Source organism: Labrys sp. F242, from assembly GCF_057813875.1.
This window is the reverse complement of record NZ_JBVASG010000001.1, coordinates 1385478-1401858: the sequence shown is the minus strand read 5'-3', so window position 1 is coordinate 1401858 and position 16381 is coordinate 1385478. Positions and strand designations below refer to the sequence as shown.

At 63.2% G+C, this 16381-nt stretch carries 19 protein-coding genes; 14 read left to right on the top strand and 5 right to left on the bottom strand.

The window, feature by feature from the left end:
• The first annotated feature begins 117 nt into the window (after positions 1-117).
• Entirely contained in the window at positions 118-1236 is a 1119-nt protein-coding gene (locus tag ACZYTC_RS06525) for a branched-chain amino acid ABC transporter substrate-binding protein (protein ID WP_441773476.1), read from the top strand.
• Positions 1237-1494: 258 nt separating this feature from the next.
• Positions 1495-2616: a branched-chain amino acid ABC transporter substrate-binding protein gene (locus ACZYTC_RS06520; RefSeq protein ID WP_454814247.1), complete on the top strand. Its 1122-nt coding sequence runs from the start codon at positions 1495-1497 to the stop codon at positions 2614-2616.
• A 154-nt stretch (positions 2617-2770) separates the two neighbouring features.
• Here ACZYTC_RS06520 and ACZYTC_RS06515 read toward each other — a convergent pair whose 3' ends face one another.
• Positions 2771-3562 carry a cytochrome c biogenesis CcdA family protein gene (locus ACZYTC_RS06515; RefSeq protein WP_488989145.1) on the bottom strand — a complete coding sequence of 264 codons (792 nt, stop codon included), beginning with the start codon at positions 3560-3562 and terminating at the stop codon, positions 2771-2773.
• A 334-nt stretch (positions 3563-3896) separates the two neighbouring features.
• Here ACZYTC_RS06515 and ACZYTC_RS06510 point away from each other — a divergent pair, with 334 nt between their 5' ends.
• The 4 genes from ACZYTC_RS06510 to ACZYTC_RS06495 all read left to right on the top strand — a co-directional run bounded on the left by ACZYTC_RS06510 (position 3897) and on the right by ACZYTC_RS06495 (position 8024).
• Positions 3897-4907, top strand: a complete 1011-nt coding sequence (locus ACZYTC_RS06510; protein ID WP_488989144.1) for a P1 family peptidase — start codon at positions 3897-3899, stop codon at positions 4905-4907.
• Between the two features lie 197 nt (positions 4908-5104).
• Complete coding sequence (rpe, locus tag ACZYTC_RS06505; protein WP_434956858.1) at positions 5105-5776, top strand: ribulose-phosphate 3-epimerase; 672 nt, start codon at positions 5105-5107, stop codon at positions 5774-5776.
• A 79-nt stretch (positions 5777-5855) separates the two neighbouring features.
• Positions 5856-7166 carry an adenylosuccinate lyase gene (purB, locus tag ACZYTC_RS06500; protein ID WP_434956859.1) on the top strand — a complete coding sequence of 437 codons (1311 nt, stop codon included), beginning with the start codon at positions 5856-5858 and terminating at the stop codon, positions 7164-7166.
• A gap of 294 nt (positions 7167-7460) precedes the next feature.
• Entirely contained in the window at positions 7461-8024 is a 564-nt protein-coding gene (locus ACZYTC_RS06495) for an RBBP9/YdeN family alpha/beta hydrolase (RefSeq protein WP_434956860.1), read from the top strand.
• Between the two features lie 15 nt (positions 8025-8039).
• On the opposite strand, the gene ACZYTC_RS06490 is transcribed toward ACZYTC_RS06495, so the two are convergent.
• Positions 8040-8834 carry an HpcH/HpaI aldolase family protein gene (locus tag ACZYTC_RS06490; protein ID WP_434956861.1) on the bottom strand — a complete coding sequence of 265 codons (795 nt, stop codon included), beginning with the start codon at positions 8832-8834 and terminating at the stop codon, positions 8040-8042.
• 87 nt (positions 8835-8921) lie between these two features.
• Positions 8922-9245: a DUF1476 domain-containing protein gene (locus tag ACZYTC_RS06485; RefSeq protein WP_311938783.1), complete on the bottom strand. Its 324-nt coding sequence runs from the start codon at positions 9243-9245 to the stop codon at positions 8922-8924.
• Between the two features lie 361 nt (positions 9246-9606).
• Here ACZYTC_RS06485 and purC point away from each other — a divergent pair, with 361 nt between their 5' ends.
• The 5 genes from purC to ACZYTC_RS06460 all read left to right on the top strand — a co-directional run bounded on the left by purC (position 9607) and on the right by ACZYTC_RS06460 (position 12444).
• Positions 9607-10371: a phosphoribosylaminoimidazolesuccinocarboxamide synthase gene (gene purC / locus ACZYTC_RS06480; RefSeq protein ID WP_434956862.1), complete on the top strand. Its 765-nt coding sequence runs from the start codon at positions 9607-9609 to the stop codon at positions 10369-10371.
• A 17-nt stretch (positions 10372-10388) separates the two neighbouring features.
• Positions 10389-10931: a hypothetical protein gene (locus ACZYTC_RS06475; RefSeq protein ID WP_441773472.1), complete on the top strand. Its 543-nt coding sequence runs from the start codon at positions 10389-10391 to the stop codon at positions 10929-10931.
• 85 nt (positions 10932-11016) lie between these two features.
• The gene (locus ACZYTC_RS06470; protein WP_488989143.1) at positions 11017-11583 is read left to right on the top strand and encodes an RNA 2'-phosphotransferase; all 567 of its coding nucleotides are present in this window, start codon (positions 11017-11019) and stop codon (positions 11581-11583) included.
• A 64-nt stretch (positions 11584-11647) separates the two neighbouring features.
• Positions 11648-11887, top strand: coding sequence for a phosphoribosylformylglycinamidine synthase subunit PurS (gene purS / locus ACZYTC_RS06465; RefSeq protein ID WP_149254815.1), 240 nt, complete (start codon positions 11648-11650; stop codon positions 11885-11887).
• The gene (locus tag ACZYTC_RS06460; protein ID WP_488989142.1) at positions 11887-12444 is read left to right on the top strand and encodes a hypothetical protein; all 558 of its coding nucleotides are present in this window, start codon (positions 11887-11889) and stop codon (positions 12442-12444) included. The genes purS and ACZYTC_RS06460 overlap by 1 nt, the downstream gene beginning before the upstream one ends.
• Positions 12445-12478: 34 nt before the next feature.
• Here ACZYTC_RS06460 and ACZYTC_RS06455 read toward each other — a convergent pair whose 3' ends face one another.
• A complete protein-coding gene (locus tag ACZYTC_RS06455) occupies positions 12479-12826 on the bottom strand; it encodes a DMT family transporter (protein ID WP_434956866.1) in 348 nt (115 codons plus the stop codon).
• A gap of 197 nt (positions 12827-13023) precedes the next feature.
• On the opposite strand from ACZYTC_RS06455, the gene gcvA reads away from it, so the two are divergent.
• From gcvA to ACZYTC_RS06440, 3 genes are all read left to right on the top strand, one after another.
• Positions 13024-13974 (top strand): transcriptional regulator GcvA, encoded by a 951-nt coding sequence (gene gcvA / locus ACZYTC_RS06450; protein ID WP_488989141.1) that lies wholly within the window; start codon positions 13024-13026, stop codon positions 13972-13974.
• Between the two features lie 136 nt (positions 13975-14110).
• Positions 14111-14806, top strand: a complete 696-nt coding sequence (gene purQ / locus ACZYTC_RS06445) for a phosphoribosylformylglycinamidine synthase subunit PurQ (RefSeq protein ID WP_488989140.1) — start codon at positions 14111-14113, stop codon at positions 14804-14806.
• Positions 14807-14836: 30 nt separating this feature from the next.
• Positions 14837-15820, top strand: a complete 984-nt coding sequence (locus ACZYTC_RS06440; RefSeq protein WP_441773467.1) for an asparaginase — start codon at positions 14837-14839, stop codon at positions 15818-15820.
• 168 nt (positions 15821-15988) lie between these two features.
• On the opposite strand, the gene ACZYTC_RS06435 is transcribed toward ACZYTC_RS06440, so the two are convergent.
• A complete protein-coding gene (locus ACZYTC_RS06435) occupies positions 15989-16279 on the bottom strand; it encodes a hypothetical protein (RefSeq protein WP_434956870.1) in 291 nt (96 codons plus the stop codon).
• Positions 16280-16381: the final 102 nt, after the last annotated feature.

The window sequence follows — 16381 nt, the reverse complement described above, 5'->3', positions numbered from 1 at the left end:
ACAAGCAACAACGAAATCGGATGAGCTGTACGCGCAACTTTGGCTGACGGCCTCGTTCACGTCCTGACTATCCGCAGACCGGAGCCGCAAGCTCCACCAAGCCACTGGGAGAACGACATGAAAAAAGTCTGGTTGACAGGCGCAGCGCTGGCGGCAGGCCTGCTGCTCAGCACGTCCGCCTTCGCGCAGATCAAGATCGGCATCGGTGCACCGATCACCGGTCCGAGTGCTGCCTCCGGAGCCCAGATCAAGCAGGGCGCGGAACTCGCCATCAAGAACCTCAATGCGGCTGGCGGCGTGCTCGGACAGAAGCTGGAATCGACGGTCGGCGACGACCAGTCCGATCCCAAGCAGGGCGTTTCGGTTGCCAACAAGTTCGTCGGCGACGGCGTGACCTGGGTGGTAGGACACTACAACTCCGGCGTGACCATCCCCGCTTCGGAGGTCTATGGCGACAACGGTATCGTCGCCATCACCCCTGCCGCCACCAACGAAAAGGTAACCGACCGCAAGCTCTGGGGCATGTTCCGCACCTGCGGCCGCGACGACCAGCAGGCCAAGGTCTGGGTGGACTATGTCAAGGCCACCTATCCCGGCAAGAAGGTCGCCATCGTCCATGACAAGACCACTTATGGCCAGGGCTTGGGCGAAAACGCCAAGAAGCTGATGGCGGCCGACGGCATGAAGGAAGTCCTGTTCGAAGGTGTGAACACCGGCGAAAAGGACTATTCGGCCATCGTCACCAAGCTCAAGGCGGTTGGCGCCGACGTGCTGATCTATGGCGGCCTCTACACCGAAGCGGCCCTGATCCTCAAGCAGTTGCGCGACCAGGGCATGCAGACCGTGATGGTCTCCGGCGACGGCCTGGTCTCCTCGGAATTCGCCACCATTGGCGGCGATGCCGTGATCGGCACCCAGATGTCCTTCGCGCCCAAGGCCGAGGATGATCCGTCCAACGCCGCCATCGTCAAGCAGTTCAAGGACAGCGGCTTCACCCCGGAAGGCTATACGCTGAAGGCCTATGCGGCGGTCCAAGTCCTGGCCCAGGCCGCGGAACAAGCCAAGTCCGCCGATCCGCAGAAGATCGCCGAGGTCATGCACTCCGGCAAGGCCTTCAAGACGGTGATCGGCGATGTCTCCTATGACGACAAGGGCGACATGAAGCAGATCGACTACGTCATCTTCTCCTGGAAGAAGGGCCCAGACGGCAAGATCGACTTCTTCCAGAACAAGTAATCTGCCTTCTTTTCCACGATACCTCAATCGCCCCGGTTCGCTGGGGCGATTTCTTTGAAGGCCCCCTCTTCACGGCTCGGATTGGGCCGTGACGTAGGACATGACGCAGGGAGAGAGGACTAACCCGCCCTCCCCTTTGCGAATTCGCCTGAATTTCCGTGACAAGCCGTTGGAAATTTAGACAATGGCGTCATCGGGTGCAGCCGAACCGATCCAGAAAAGAACGGTCTGCGCCCAGTACAACAGGGAAGAACCCCCATGAACAAACTTTCATTGGCCGGCGCTGTACTCGCGGCGGGCCTCGCCTTGGGCGGTAGCGCGCAGGCGCAGATCAAGCTCGGCGTCGGCGGCCCGATGACCGGCCCTGCCGCCTCCTACGGCCTGCAGACCAAGGCAGGCGCCGAGATGGCGGTGAAGGACATCAACGCCAAGGGCGGCGTGCTCGGCCAGAAGATCGACGTCAGCGTCGGCGACGACCAGGCCGATCCCAAGCAGAGCGTCTCGGTCGCCAACAAATTCGTAGGCGACGGGATAACCTGGGTCATCGGCCATGTGACCTCCGGCGGCGCCATCGCTGCTTCGGATGTCTATGCCGACAACAACATCATCAACGTCACGCCGTCGGCCTCCAGCGAGAAGCTGACCGATCGCGGTTTGTGGAACACCTTCCGGACCTGCGGCCGCGACGACCAGCAGTCCAAGGTGTGGGCGGACTATGTCCTGGCTCATTTCAAGGACAAGAAGATCGCCATCGCGCATGACAAGCAGACCTATGGCGAAGGTCTTGCCAAGGGTGCGAAGAAATACCTCAACGATGCCGGCGTGAAGGAAGTGCTTTACGAGGGCGTGAACGCTGGTGAGAAGGACTATTCCGGTCTCGTCACCAAGCTGAAGTCCAGCGGCGCCGACGTGCTGCTGTGGGGCGGCTACTACACCGAGGGTGCGCTGATCCTCAAGCAGTTGCGCGACCAGGGCGGCAAGACCATCATGATGGGCGCCGACGGCCTCAACTCGCCAGAATTTGCCACCATCGGTGGTGATGCCGTGGTCGGCACGCTGATGACCTTCGCGCCCAAGATCGAAGACTACCCGGCCAATGCCGATCTGGCGAAGCGCTTCCGCGAGGGCGGCACCGATCCGGCCGGCTTCACCCTGCTGGCCTATGCCGGCGTGCAGGTGCTGGCCCAGGCGGCCGAAGAAGCCAAGTCCGCCGATCCGCAGAAGATCGCCGAGGTCATGCATTCGGGCAAGAAGTTCCAGACCGTGATCGGCGAGATCTCCTACGACAAGAAGGGCGACCTGGCCCAGCCGGCCTATGCCATCTACAGCTGGAAGAAGGCCGCGGACGGCAAGATCGCCGCCGAGCAGAACCCCTCCTGAGGCCTCTGTCTCCATCGCGATGAATGAACATGACCCGCTCCGGTTCCACCGGGGCGGGTTTTTATCTGGCGGAATTGGCGCTCTTTCGAAAAGCCCTGAACGGGCCTTCCCCTCTAAAACCAATCCCGCGTGAAGTTTGACGCGCTGACCGGTATCAGCCGAGCTTACTCAGGATCGGAAAGGTGTTCTGCAGCCAGATCGCGAAATCGGCCATGCCGCCGGTCAGGAAGGCAACGCCTGCGACCACCAGCAGCCCGCCCATCGCCTTCTCCACCGTGCCGAGATGAGTCCGGAAGGAGCGCAGGAAACGCATGAAGGGGTTCATGGCAAAGGCGGCCACCACGAAAGGCAGTCCCAGGCCGAGCGTGTAGATGGCGAGCAAGGTCACCCCCTGGCTGACGCTGCCATCCTTGCCCGCCACGGCGATCACCGTGCCCAGAACCGGCCCGATGCAAGGCGTCCAGCCAAAGGCGAAGGCCAGCCCCATCACGAAGGCGCCCCACGGGCCGGAGCCTGTGCCGGCCTGCAGGCGCGCCTGGCGATAGAGCAGGGAAATGCGCAGGATCCCGAGAAAATGCAGGCCCATGGCGATGATGACGATACCTGCCAGCAGATAGAAGGGATCGATCGAGTTGGCCCATGAGGCGGGGAGAATCCCCTTCTCGGCCAGGGCGCTGAGGCCACTGGCCATCGCCCTGCGCAGGACGAGGAGATAGGAGGCGCCGGCACCGAGAGAGATGAAGATGGTGGCAAGGCCGGCCACGAAGCACAGGGCCGAGATCACCGCACGGCGGCGGATACTCTTGTCGATGGTCTGTCCCGTCATCTCGTCCAGCGTGGAGCCGGCTAGGAAGGTCAGATAGGGCGGCACCAGCGGCAGCACGCAGGGCGAGAGGAAGGAGAACAGGCCGGCCACGAACACGGCAGGCAAGGTAATATCGGCCATGGACCCATCCAGAACAGGCATTTACGCGTCTGCACCGCCTTTGGGCGGCGAAACCCTTGCTCTAGCGCGCCCACGCCTTTTGCCCAAGCCCGTTTCGTCGAACTCCCTGTCTCGTGATCGGAAGTGATACCAGGAGGCATTGAAAATGACTCCTGGTTCCGTCCCGCGATTTTCGCCAAATCTTTGATTTGGTGTCGGAAATTGCGGAGTGTTCAAGTCTCATATGCGTCAGCATATTCGAGACTTGGTATGATGTCGCAGGGCTGCCTCGGCATGAGGCCGATTGTCTCGCTCCGCCGGCGGTGCCAAGCTGCCGACGATCGGAGAACGATTCATGCGCAATCTCATTACCGATGTCGCCGGCGTGCTGGTCGGCAATGCCGAAGACGCCAGGATCGCCTCCGGCACGACGGCGGTGGTGTTCGAGGAGCCGGCCGTGGCCGCCGTCGACGTGCGCGGCGGCGCACCGGGCACGCGGGAAACCGACCTGCTCGCCCTGGAGCGGACGGTCGAGCGCATTGATGCGATCGCCTTGTCGGGCGGTTCGGCTTTCGGCCTGGAAGCCGGCGCCGGCATCGGGGCCTGGCTGGCCGAGCACGGCCGCGGCTTCCAGGTCGGCGCCGTCAGGGTTCCGATCGTTCCCGGTGCCATCCTGTTCGACCTCCTCAATGGCGGCGACAAGCGATGGGGACGCTATCCGCCCTATCGCGAACTCGGTTTCGCCGCGGCCGGGGCAGCGGCCGATACGTTCGCGCTGGGATCGGCCGGCGCCGGGCTGGGCGCCACCACGGCCGGTCTGAAAGGCGGGCTCGGTTCGGCCTCGGTACGATGCGGGCTTCATACCGTCGGGGCGCTGGTGGCCGTCAATGCCCTCGGCAGCGCGAGCATCGGCGACGGCGCTCATTTCTGGGCAGCGCCTTATGAGCAGGCGGGGGAGTTCGGCGGCTTCGGCCTGCCAGCTCCATGGCCTGATGATGCGCTGGCGTTGCGCCACAAGGCCATGCAGGCCGGCAACACCACGATTGCGGTGGTGGCGACCGATGCCGTGCTCACCAAGGCACAGACCAAGCATTTCGCAGTGATGGCGCAGGATGGTCTCGCCCGGGCTATTCACCCGATCCATACCCCGCTCGACGGCGATACCGTGTTTGCCGCCGCCACGGGGCGCCTAGTGCTCACTGAGCCGATCGGCGATCTGATCGCCCTCGGCACCGCGGCGGCGCATGCCCTGGCACGGGCCTGTGCCCGCGCCATCTACGAAGCAAGCGCCCTGCCCTTCCCCGGCACTCTCCCCAGTTGGCGGGATCGCTTCCAGGGAGTGCAGAGGTCCTCGTCCACCGTATAGTCGGAATTCTGATTTGCAGGTGACGTTCCTGTGTCATTGCGAGCGAACAACGGAATTACGGCTCTGATCCTGGGCTGTATTTCCAAAAACGGGCGAGGACGCCCGCGCTCCCAAGCACCGCCTCAACGATTGCAATAGGCGGCCGGCTCTGGCAGGTACTGCCCGTTCACCGCGAACTTTCCAGCCCAGGATATGCCATGTCTCGCCCGATCATCATTGCCCCCTCCATTCTCTCGGCCGATTTCGCCGCACTCGGCGCGGAAGTCCGGGCGATCGAGGAGGCCGGCGCCGACTGGGTGCATTACGATGTGATGGACGGGCATTTCGTGCCGAACCTCACCATCGGCGCCGGCGTCGCTGCTGCCTTGCGCCCGCATGTGCGCACCAAGCTCGATGCCCATCTGATGATCTCGCCGGCCGATCCCTATGTGGAGGATTTCGCCAAGGCCGGCTGCGACACCATTACCATCCACGCCGAGGCCGGCCCGCATCTGCATCGCTCGTTGCAGCATATCAGGAAGCTCGGCAAGCGCGCGGGCGTGGCAATCAATCCGGGCACCTCGCCCGAGGTGGTCGACTATGTGCTCGACCTCGCTGACCTCATCCTGGTGATGACGGTCAATCCCGGCTTCGGCGGCCAGGCCTTCATTCCCGAGACCTTGTCGAAGATATCAGCCATCCGGGCCCGGGTGGGCAAGCGCGACATCGATATCGAGGTCGATGGCGGCATCACGCCAGAAACCGCACCGCTGGTGGTGCGGGCCGGCGCCAATGCGCTCGTCGCCGGTTCCTATGTATTCAAGGGCGGTCCATCCGCCTATGCCGCCAACATCGCCGCCATTCGCGAGGCTGCGACCGCCGCCCGCTGAGATATCGCGGCTCTCCCGTTTTCGATTTGCGTTTCACTTTCCCGGTGCCGCGCCTAAAAGGGCGCAAAAGGACCCTGCCATGATCCCACGCTATAGCCGCCCGCAAATGGTCTCCATCTGGGCGGAGCAGTCCCGTTTCCGCATCTGGTTCGAGATCGAGGCCCACGCCACCGACAAGCTGGCCGAGCTCGGCGTCGTGCCCAGGGAAGCGGCTGCCAAGGTCTGGGAGAAAGCCAGGGACGCAACCTTCGACGTGGCCCGCATCGACGAGATCGAACGGGAAGTGAAGCACGACGTCATCGCCTTCCTCACCCATCTCGGAGAGATCGTCGGCCCGGAAGCACGCTTCCTGCATCAGGGCATGACCTCTTCGGACGTGCTCGACACCTGCTTTGCCGTGCAGCTTTCGCGGGCCGCCGACCTGTTGATCGCCGATGTCGACGAGGTGCTCGCGGCCCTTCGCAAGCGTGCCTTGGAACATAAATACACGCCCACCATCGGCCGCAGCCATGGCATCCATGCCGAGCCGGTCACCTTCGGCCTCAAGCTCGCCCAGGCCTATGCCGAGTTTGCACGCAACCGCGAGCGCCTCGTCGCCGCGCGCAAGGAAATCGCCACCTGCGCGATATCGGGCGCCGTCGGCACCTTCGCCAATATCGATCCGGCTGTAGAGGCCTATGTGGCGGAGAAGATGGGCCTTGCCGTCGAGCCGGTCTCTACGCAGGTGATCCCGCGCGATCGCCACGCGATGTTCTTTGCGACTCTCGGTGTCGTCGCCTCCTCGATCGAACGCCTCGCCACCGAAATCCGCCATCTCCAGCGTACCGAAGTGCTGGAAGCCGAGGAGTTCTTCTCCGCCGGGCAGAAGGGCTCGTCGGCCATGCCCCACAAGCGCAATCCCGTGCTGACCGAAAACCTCACCGGCCTCGCCCGCATCGTGCGCTCGGCCGTGACGCCGGCTCTGGAGAACGTGGCGCTCTGGCATGAGCGCGACATCTCGCACTCCTCTGTCGAACGCATGATCGGTCCCGACGCCACAGTCACGCTGGATTTCGCCCTGGCTCGCCTTGCCGGTGTGATCGACAAGCTGATGATCTACCCGGAAAACATGCGCCGCAATCTCGACCGCCTCGGCGGCCTGCACAACTCGCAGCGCGTGCTGTTGGCCCTCACCCAGGCCGGCGCCAGCCGCGAGGATTCCTACCGCCTGGTTCAGCGCAACGCCATGAAGGTCTGGCGTGGCGAAGGCGATTTCCTCGCTTTCCTCAAGGCCGATCCTGAGGTCTCCGCCCTGCTTTCGGATGCAGCTCTCGAAGCGATGTTCGACGAGGGCTACCATTTCAAGCATGTCGACACGATCTTCGATCGCGTCCTCGGCTCAGAAACCTGAGCCAAGGCGCGGGAACCTGCGCCGAAATCGAGCGTTCGCTTGATAGTTGTGGACGAGCGGCGCCGCGGGAGCATCCTGGCTTCCGGTTCGCCGCCTCGCTCCAATGCAGATTCGTTGATCGGGCCACAGGCACGATCAACGAATCTGCAAGATATCAAAGATTTGCAGAGTTTCTCGGCGAGACCTGTTCGCCGGCCTCGTCGGGAAACTCTGCTTGGAATAGGCTCATGGTCTTGAGTCGCGGCGGCCTCGATCGCCTGACGATGCACTCAATCGAGCCGGGGAAACATCGACGTGCGCATTTCCGATACCGACATCCTGATCGTACCGGGCCTCGGCAATTCCGGCCCGGGTCACTGGCAGTCGCGCTGGCAGGCGAAGCTCTCGACCGCCCGCCGCGTCGAGCAGGACGACTGGGACCATCCCGAGCGTGAAGCCTGGGTGAACAGGCTCGTGGAGGCGGTGCAGGGATCGAGCCGGCCAGCCATCGTCATCGCCCATTCGATCGGCGTGATCACCACCGTGTTCGCGGCCGAGCGTCTGAAGGGGCATGTCATCGGTGCGATGCTGGTGGCGCCGTCAGATTGGGACAAGCCGGATCTGCTGCCGGGCTATGATCTCAATTTCAATCCGATCCCGATGACGGCCCTGCCCTTCCCGTCGCTCCTGGTGGCGAGCCGGAATGATCCCTATTGCGAGATCAACCGCGCCAGTTCCTTTGCCGAGGCCTGGGACAGCGAATTCGTCGATGCGGGCGAAGCCGGCCATATCAATGTGGAATCCGGCCACGGTCCCTGGCCGGAAGGCCTGTTGCGCCTGGCTTCGTTCCTGTCAAAACTCATGCACGAGAGCCAATAGCGCGCCCTAAAGAGCTCAATAACTCGGGCCCGCTGGCCCCGCATGGCCGCGCGCAGCCTTCAAAGCGGCCTGGGCGCCGGCGGTAAGGAAGGCCCAATCCGAACCGATGCCCATGATGTCGAAGCCAAGCTCGGCATTGCGGGCCGCCGCTTCGCCATTGCCGCAATAGATCGCCGTCAGCTTGTTGCGGGCTTTGGCCGCGGCGAGAACCCGTTTGATCACTTCGACCGATTCCGGGAGTTGATGATCGAGCCTGGCGCCCTTGCTCAGGCTGATCGACAGATCGCTTGGCCCGACGAAGACGCCATCGAGACCCGGCACGTCGAGGATCTCCTCCAGCGCATCGGCCGCCTGCCGCGTTTCGATCATCGCGAGCGCAATCAATTGATCGTTGGCGGCGGTGCGATAGCTTTCCGTCTCCGCACCGAACAGGGAAATGGCGCGGGTACCGCCCCAGCTCCGACCGCCAACCGGTGGGTATTTCAAGGTGTCGACCAAGCGGCGGGCATCCTCCACCGAATTGATCATCGGCAGGATGGCGAGCTCGGCGCCAACATCATAGAGCCGCGCGGCATCGCCGAAACCGTCCAGGCCGACCCGCACGCCCGTCGGCGTGTTGGCCAGATGTGCTGCGCTGATCGCATCACGCGCTTCGCCGAAGGAAGCCTCGCCATGCTGCAGGTCGATGATGACGGCGTCGAACCCGGCGCGACCGAGCGCCTCTGCCATACGCGGATAGCCCGCCCCCATCCAGGCCGCAAAGATCTTTTCGCCTTTGGCCAGGCGCGTGCGCAGCGTGGGGGCAGTCATCGCATTTCCGATCACATTGCTGCGATGCCCCGCCGAGGCGGGGCATCGTGAAAGATGGGTTGAATGAACACGGCCAAACGCCGTCGCTCAAACGCCGTTTTGGATTTCCTGCACAGCACGGCCGAGCAACTCGGTCATGACCTGGCGGACCTGCGGCTCGCTCATGCTCAGATTGGCTTCGGCGAAATCGCTGAGCACCTTGCGCACCACGTCGTGGTCGCCGGCCTCCTCGAAGTCCGACAGGACGACTGATTTGGCGTAGGCGTTGGCTTCGTCACCCGAAAGGCCGAGTTTTTCGGCGGCCCACAGGCCAAGGAGCTTGTTCCGGCGAGCGGTCGCCTTGAAGCGCAGATCCTCATCATGGGCGAACTTGCTTTCGAAAGCCTCTTCCCGCTTGTCGAAGGTGGTCATCCGTTAAAATCCTGTTCAGCTACCGGTTTTCCTTGAAGGACCGGCCATGCCTGTTGCATATAGGCGCGCAATCCCCAAATCAAATTAATGCGCCGTAACGCCCTCTCCTCCCGGGATGCCGGGCGTCTTGAAACTACACTCACGCCGGGCACTAGAAAATGTGCTTTGGCTCGATTCGTGAAGCTTGGTTCTGATCGGGCGCCCTGCCTGCACGAAGATTGTGCGCGGGGGCATGATCGGGTAAGTTGGCCGTGTCTCCGGTTTGCGCCCGCAAATCGAATCGCCAATTGCGCCGGCCACGGATCGCATTTCCAGGAGCCCAGGCCCTTTGACGGATTTTCTCAAACCACGGTACATCCCGATGAACCGCCGCCGCCGCATTTACGAAGGCAAGGCGAAGGTCCTCTATGAGGGTCCCGAGCCCGGCACGCTGATCCAGCACTTCAAAGACGACGCCACCGCATTCAATGCCAAGAAGCACGAGGTCATCGACGGCAAGGGCGTGCTCAACAACCGCATTTCCGAATATCTGTTCCAGAACCTCAACGATATCGGTGTGCCCACCCATTTCATCCGCCGCCTCAACATGCGCGAGCAGTTGATCCGCGAGGTGGAGATCATTCCGCTGGAGATCGTGGTCCGCAACGTCGCCGCCGGTTCCATCGCCACGCGCCTTGGCATCGAGGAAGGCACCCAGCTTCCCCGCTCGATCGTCGAATTCTACTATAAGAACGATGCCCTCAACGACCCGATGGTATCGGAAGAGCACATCACCGCTTTCGGCTGGGCCAGCCCGCCTGAGCTCGACGACATCATGGCGCTGGCCATCCGCGTCAACGACTTCCTGTCCGGCCTGTTCCTCGGCGTCGGCATCCGCTTGGTCGATTTCAAGATCGAATGCGGACGCCTGTGGGAAAACGACATCATGCGCATCGTGCTGGCGGACGAGATCTCGCCGGACTCCTGCCGCCTGTGGGACACCAAGTCGAACGACAAGCTCGACAAGGATCGCTTCCGCCGCGACATGGGCGGGCTCGTCGAAGCCTATACCGAAGTCGCCCGCCGTCTCGGCATCATGAACGAGATGGATAATGTCGTCGTCAAGGGGCCCAAGCTGGTTCAGTGATCGCCTTGAGTGCAACAATGCGTAAGGGGCTCGCGCGTTACGGCGTTCGAGCCCTTTTCGCTGGCGTGGGTCTCCTGACCCTTGCTGGCTGTAGCCTGTTCGACCTGTGGGCCGGCGATCCGGCCGTGTCACTGCCGGATTCCCGTTCCTGGGTGGTGTTGCCGATGCGGGCCTTCGTCTCCCGTGAGAATATCCGCGTCGACGGGCTGCAACTCTGCACCAAAATGCGCTGTGGCTATGATGCGGCGATCGAGCGCTTTACCGTCACCGGCCCGGATGCCCTGGCGATCGAGCGTTCCTTGGCCGAGCCCCAGCGGCTTGCCGCACTGCTTGCCAAACCCGACGCCAAGGCCAAGATCCCGCCCCCCAAGGTGAGCGTCGACAGTTTCGGCTCCGGCGATTGGAAGGGCATTCAGCTCGCGATGACGGGCGGCAAGAAAGCCCACCACATCAACGCCTATGCCGTCGGGCAGCGCAAGGCAGGCGAGACAAGCTTCATCGTCGTCATTGCCGGCGAACCGCGCATCGCCAGGAAGCTCATCGACGAGGCGACGCAGTAGCGCCCGTAGCGCCACGCCGAAAAGTGAATGCTGCTTTTCGGCATGATACGACAACAGCGACCTGCTACGGAATCGGATACCGTCCATGGACGACAAGAAACTCAGCAAATTCATGAGCCTCGTGCTTCGCCACGCGCCTGAGACGGCCGACCTGGTGCTCGACGCGCAAGGCTGGGTCGAGATCGACGATCTCACCAAGGCCGCCGCCGAACAGTTGGGAGCCGGCCGGCAGGACATCGAACGGGTTGTCAGGGAAAGCGACAAGCAGCGCTTCGTCATCGCCGGCACGCGCATTCGCGCCAACCAAGGCCACAGCGTCGATATCGATCTCGGCCTTGCCGCCACCGTGCCGCCTGCCGAATTGTGGCACGGCACCGCAGCCTGCAACCAGGCCGGCATTTTCGCCGCCGGCCTCCAAAAACGCTCGCGCCAGCACGTGCATCTGTCCGATGACCACGATACCGCCCGCAAGGTCGCGATAAGGCGCGCCGGCCCCTGGATCATCCTGCAGGTGGATGCCCGGGCGATGCAGGCGGAGGGGCTGCGGTTCTATCACAGCGACAACGGTGTCTGGCTGACCGAGGCCGTACCATCCCGTTTCCTCAGCGTGTTCGAGACATTTTCCCGGCCCGATCGGCAAGGCAATGATTGAACCATCGCCCGGACTGCTTTAAGCGCAAGCCAAAGATTTCTCTTCGTTGGAAGGCAGGTGCTGCATGAAGGCCCGTGTGATCGTTACGCTCAAGAACGGCGTCCTCGACCCCCAGGGCAAGGCGATCGAAGGCGCTCTTGCTTCGCTTGGCATCAAGGATGTCGCTGGTGTGCGCCAGGGCAAGGTGTTCGACATCGAACTTGGCCAGGCTGATGCCGAGACGGCGCGTGAAACGCTGAAAGCCGCATGCGAAAAGCTCCTCGCCAACACGGTGATCGAGAATTACAGCATCGACATCGCCTGATGTCATTCCGGCTGCGGCCTTGCCTGGCCCGGCTGGTTGCAGCCGCGCTGTGCCTGGCCGGAGCCGACAATGCGTGTCTCGCGGAAGAACTTGTCGAGACCGGCGGCTTCAACCTGCGCTATGATGACACCGTCTGGGTCAGGGAGACATCCGCGCCGCCGACCTTGCTCGCCTTGCGCTGCGCCGCCCCGGCCTGCCCCCCGCACGCGGTTGCGACCTTCCTGTCCGACGAACGAACCCTGCCGCTCCCGGGCTTTGCCGCCTTCGGTCCCGGAGCCGCGACAGGGGCCATGATCGAGCTGCGGATCCAGAGTCTCACCCCCGGCTCGCGCATTCGCGGCCGCCAGCCAGTCGAACCGATCATGTTAGGTGGCGCGACGGGCTATCGCGGCCTCTATGACATCGAAGACCGGGCTTTGGCGAAGACTGCCGCCGCCGTCGCCTTGCTGCGGCTTGATAACACCACCCTGGAAATAAGAATGAAGGCCGACCGGCTAACGCCGGCCGACCTGATCCTGTTCGATCGCCTCTTGGAGAAAATCGAGCTCAAAGACTGAGAGCGCCGGCGTTGCCGGCCCGGCCTATCGAGCTCTACACGGTCGACGCCTTGAGGCCGGCGACACCCGCGACGATGGCGAAGGCGCTGACGATCTTCATGGCCGTCAGCGGCTCACGCAGGAAGATGTAGCCGAAGATCACCGTTCCGAGCGTACCGACGGCCGTCCAGATCGGATAGGCGACACTGACCGGCAGGCTCTTGAGCGCCAGGGTCAGCAGGCCGACCCCGCCGATCACGGCGATGACGGTTATGGCCGTCGGAAGCGGACGGGTGAACCCCTCCGCATATTTCATGCTCAGGGCGAAAATCACTTCGAAGACCGCTGCTGCGGCCAGATAGAGCCAAGCCATGATGGCTATCCTTTGCAAAATTGAATTCATCTCATGTGAAACACGAGCCTTCCCCGCCGTATTAAGTGATTGACTTTCAAAACAACAAATTCGAAGTTCTCACTCGATGGATGATTTCAATTCATGCATAACAATCCTGGGCCCGACCACGGCGTGATGTCGATGCGCGTGGGAAAGATAACGCGGCCACGGGATGGAGCCTGGCCCGTCGTGTCAGCTCGGAGCCGATGATGCGCCGCTTGCCGCCCCTCGCCTCCCTGCGCACCTTCGAGGCCGCCGCACGGCAGGAAAGCTTCAAGAAGGCAGCGGCTGAACTCGGCGTCACCGCGACCGCCGTCAGCCACCAGATTCGCCAGCTCGAAGCCTATCTCGACGCGTCCCTGTTCGAACGGCAGACCCGCAGGGTTCGCCTGACCGTCGAAGGCCGCAGCCTCTATCCGGCTTTGCGCGCCGCCCTGGACGCCATGGCCGACGCTGTCGAAACCGTCAGAAAACGCCCGCGCCGGCGCATTGCGACCCTCTCTGCGACCGTCGCCTTCACGGCAAAACTGCTCGTGCCGCGCGTCGCCACGCTGCGCAGCCTGCATCCTGGCTGGGATCTGCGCCTGCACGCCTCCGACGACACCGTAGACCTCAACGCCGGCGATGCGGACGCCGCCATCCGCTATGGGCTCGGCCACTATGCCGGCATGACCACCCTCCCCTTGCTGACGGACAGATTCGCACCGGTCTGCAGTCCCCGCCTGCCCGTGTATGAACCGATCGATCTCCCCAGCGCAGCGCTCCTGCATTTCGACTGGGGCCCGATCGCCTCGACGGTGGACGTTCCCAATTGGCGTAGTTGGGCCCGGCGCGCCGGCGTGGAGCACCTCGATCCAGACAGCGGCATCAGCTTCAACGACGAAAGCAGCGCCATCCAGGCTGCCATCGCCGGCCAGGGCGTTGCTCTGCTGAGCCTGTCGCTGGTCGCCGACGAACTTGCCTCGGGCGTGCTGGTGCAGCCCTTCGGCCCGATCATGGAGGGGCTGAAGTTCAGCTTCGTCTATCCGGAAGGCGCGGAGAACCGGCCGGCGGTGGCCGTGCTGAAGGACTGGGTCCTGGCCGAGTTTGCCGAGGGTGCTCCTCGCTCACCCGAGCAAGACGGCAAGACTGCCGCCACACCGGGGCATTCAGGGTAGTTTCGCCCAGTTTCCGGGCTCGGCTTCCACTCTTTGCTTGACCCCGCTGCCCCTCTGGAACCATATGCGCACGCAAGGCAGAGGCTGGACGCCACAGTCTCCAGGCATCATTGCCGCAACGAACAAGCAGGATCCGATGAAAGCAGCTGTCGTCATTTTTCCCGGTTCCAACCGTGAAGGGGACGTCGCCAAGGCCCTCAGGCAGGCCGGCGCACATGTCGACATGATCTGGCATGCCGACACCGAGCTGCCGGCAGGAACCGATCTGGTCGTGCTCCCCGGCGGCTTCTCCTATGGCGACTATCTGCGTTGCGGCGCCATCGCCGCCCGTGCCGCCATCATGGATGCCATCCGCCACCACGCCGAACGTGGCGGCCTCGTGCTCGGCATCTGCAACGGCTTCCAGATCATCACCGATGGCGGCCTGCTGCCCGGCGTGCTGATGCGCAATGCCGATCTCAAATTCATCTGCAAGCGTGTTCATCTCAGGGTAGAGCGCACCGATACGGCCTATACCAACATCTATCGCCAGGGGCAGGCCATCGATGTCTGCGTCGCCCATGGCGAGGGCAACTACTTCTGCAGCTCCGAGACCTTGACGCAGCTCGAAGGCGACGGCCTGGTGGCTTTCCGTTATTGCGATGCCGCCGGCAAGGCCAGCGCCGCGACCAATCCCAACGGCTCGCTCAACAATATCGCCGGGATCTATTCGGCCAATCGGCGCGTTCTCGGCATGATGCCGCATCCCGAAAACCTGATCGATCCCCTGGCCGGCGGCACGGATGGTCGCGGCCTGTTCACCAGTGTCGTCAACGCCATGGCTTCGGCCTGATCGTCGACGACGATGCAGGATTGAGGGCCAATGACGCGCAAGGTTCACCTGATCACCACGGGCGGCACGATCGCCTCCCGGCGTGACGAAAGCACCGGCGACGTTGTCGCCGGCCTCGACGGACAGGCGCTGCGCGCCATGCTGCATGATCCGCTGCCCGGGATCGAGATCGAGGTCGAGGAGTTCTGCAACCTCAACAGCTTCGCCATCGACCTGCCCATGGCCTTCGCCTTGGCCACTCGCATCAACGAGCTTCTGGCGCTGGAAGATTGCGAGGGTGTGGTCGTCACCCACGGCACCGACACCATGGAGGAGAGCGCCTATCTCGCCGACCTCCTGCTCGCCTCGGACAAGCCTGTGGTCTTTACCGGCGCCCAGCGCGCAGCCGATGAGCCCGATGCCGACGGCCCGCGCAACATTGCCGATTCCATCCGCCTCGCTGCGGCGCCCGCCGCGCGCGGGCTTGGCGCGATGATCTGTTTCGAGCAGGAATTCCACGCCGCCCGAGATGTGAGCAAGACGCATACCTCGCGCACCGACACTTTCATGTCCTGGGAACACGGCAAGCTCGGCGAGATCGACGCAGGTGCGATCTGCCTGCATCGTCGCCCGGCCCTGCGGCGCGCCTACGCACCCAGCACCATCGAGCCCAATGTCACGCTGATCCGCCTCGCCATGGGCATGGATGGCGGTTATCTCAATTATGCCGCCGATCACGGCAGCAAGGCTATCGTGCTGGAAGGGTTCGGACGCGGCAACACTCCGCCAGCCGTGACCAAGGCCGTCGCTGATGTCATCAAGCGTGGCGTTCCGGTGATCATCTGCTCGCGCTGTCCGCGTGGTCGGGTGCTGCCCGTCTATGGCAATGGCGGGGCTACCGATCTCCAGCGCGCCGGAGCCATCTTCGCCGGAGACCTCAGCGGCCATAAGGCACGTCTTCTCGCCGCCGTCCTGCTTGGCCAGGGTCTCGACATGGAAGCGCTGCGGGCGGAAATCGAGTATCTGGGCGGTTGACCGCCCCGCGTCGGGTTACCCGGCTCGTCACCAGTGCCATCTGCACCAAGGGCCATGCCCGCCATCGACCCGGTTCGAAGCGTCTATTCAATCGTTTTCAGTCCGCGAGAAATCAGACCCGAGCAGTCATGGCGGCCCCTGTTGCGCCGCCATGACTGCCGGGATGGTTCAGGCGGCTTCGCTGAGAGTCACCATCGTTTCGGTGTTGATCGGGGGATGGGGCACCAGGCTGGCTTTGCTCTCATCCGCCCACCGCGCCAATCTTACGATGCGGACCTTGTCGAGGTCGGTATCCGCAGCCTCCACCGGCTCCACGGTACTGAGCCCGGCATTGGAAACGAAGAAAGTGTGGTCCCCGAAGATTGAGATGAGTTCCTGAACGATCGGATTGGATTCGGGAATGACCCGGCTATCCATCTGGGTCAGAGCGCGTTCGATTCGCACCGATGTCAGCTTCATGGCGTCGTCCTTTCGGGTTGAGTGGCTTGTCTGTCGACGGAGTGACGTCACGGCTGTCCTGCTCACCATCGGCATTAATCGCCTCCCGCCCCTCAGGCGGTT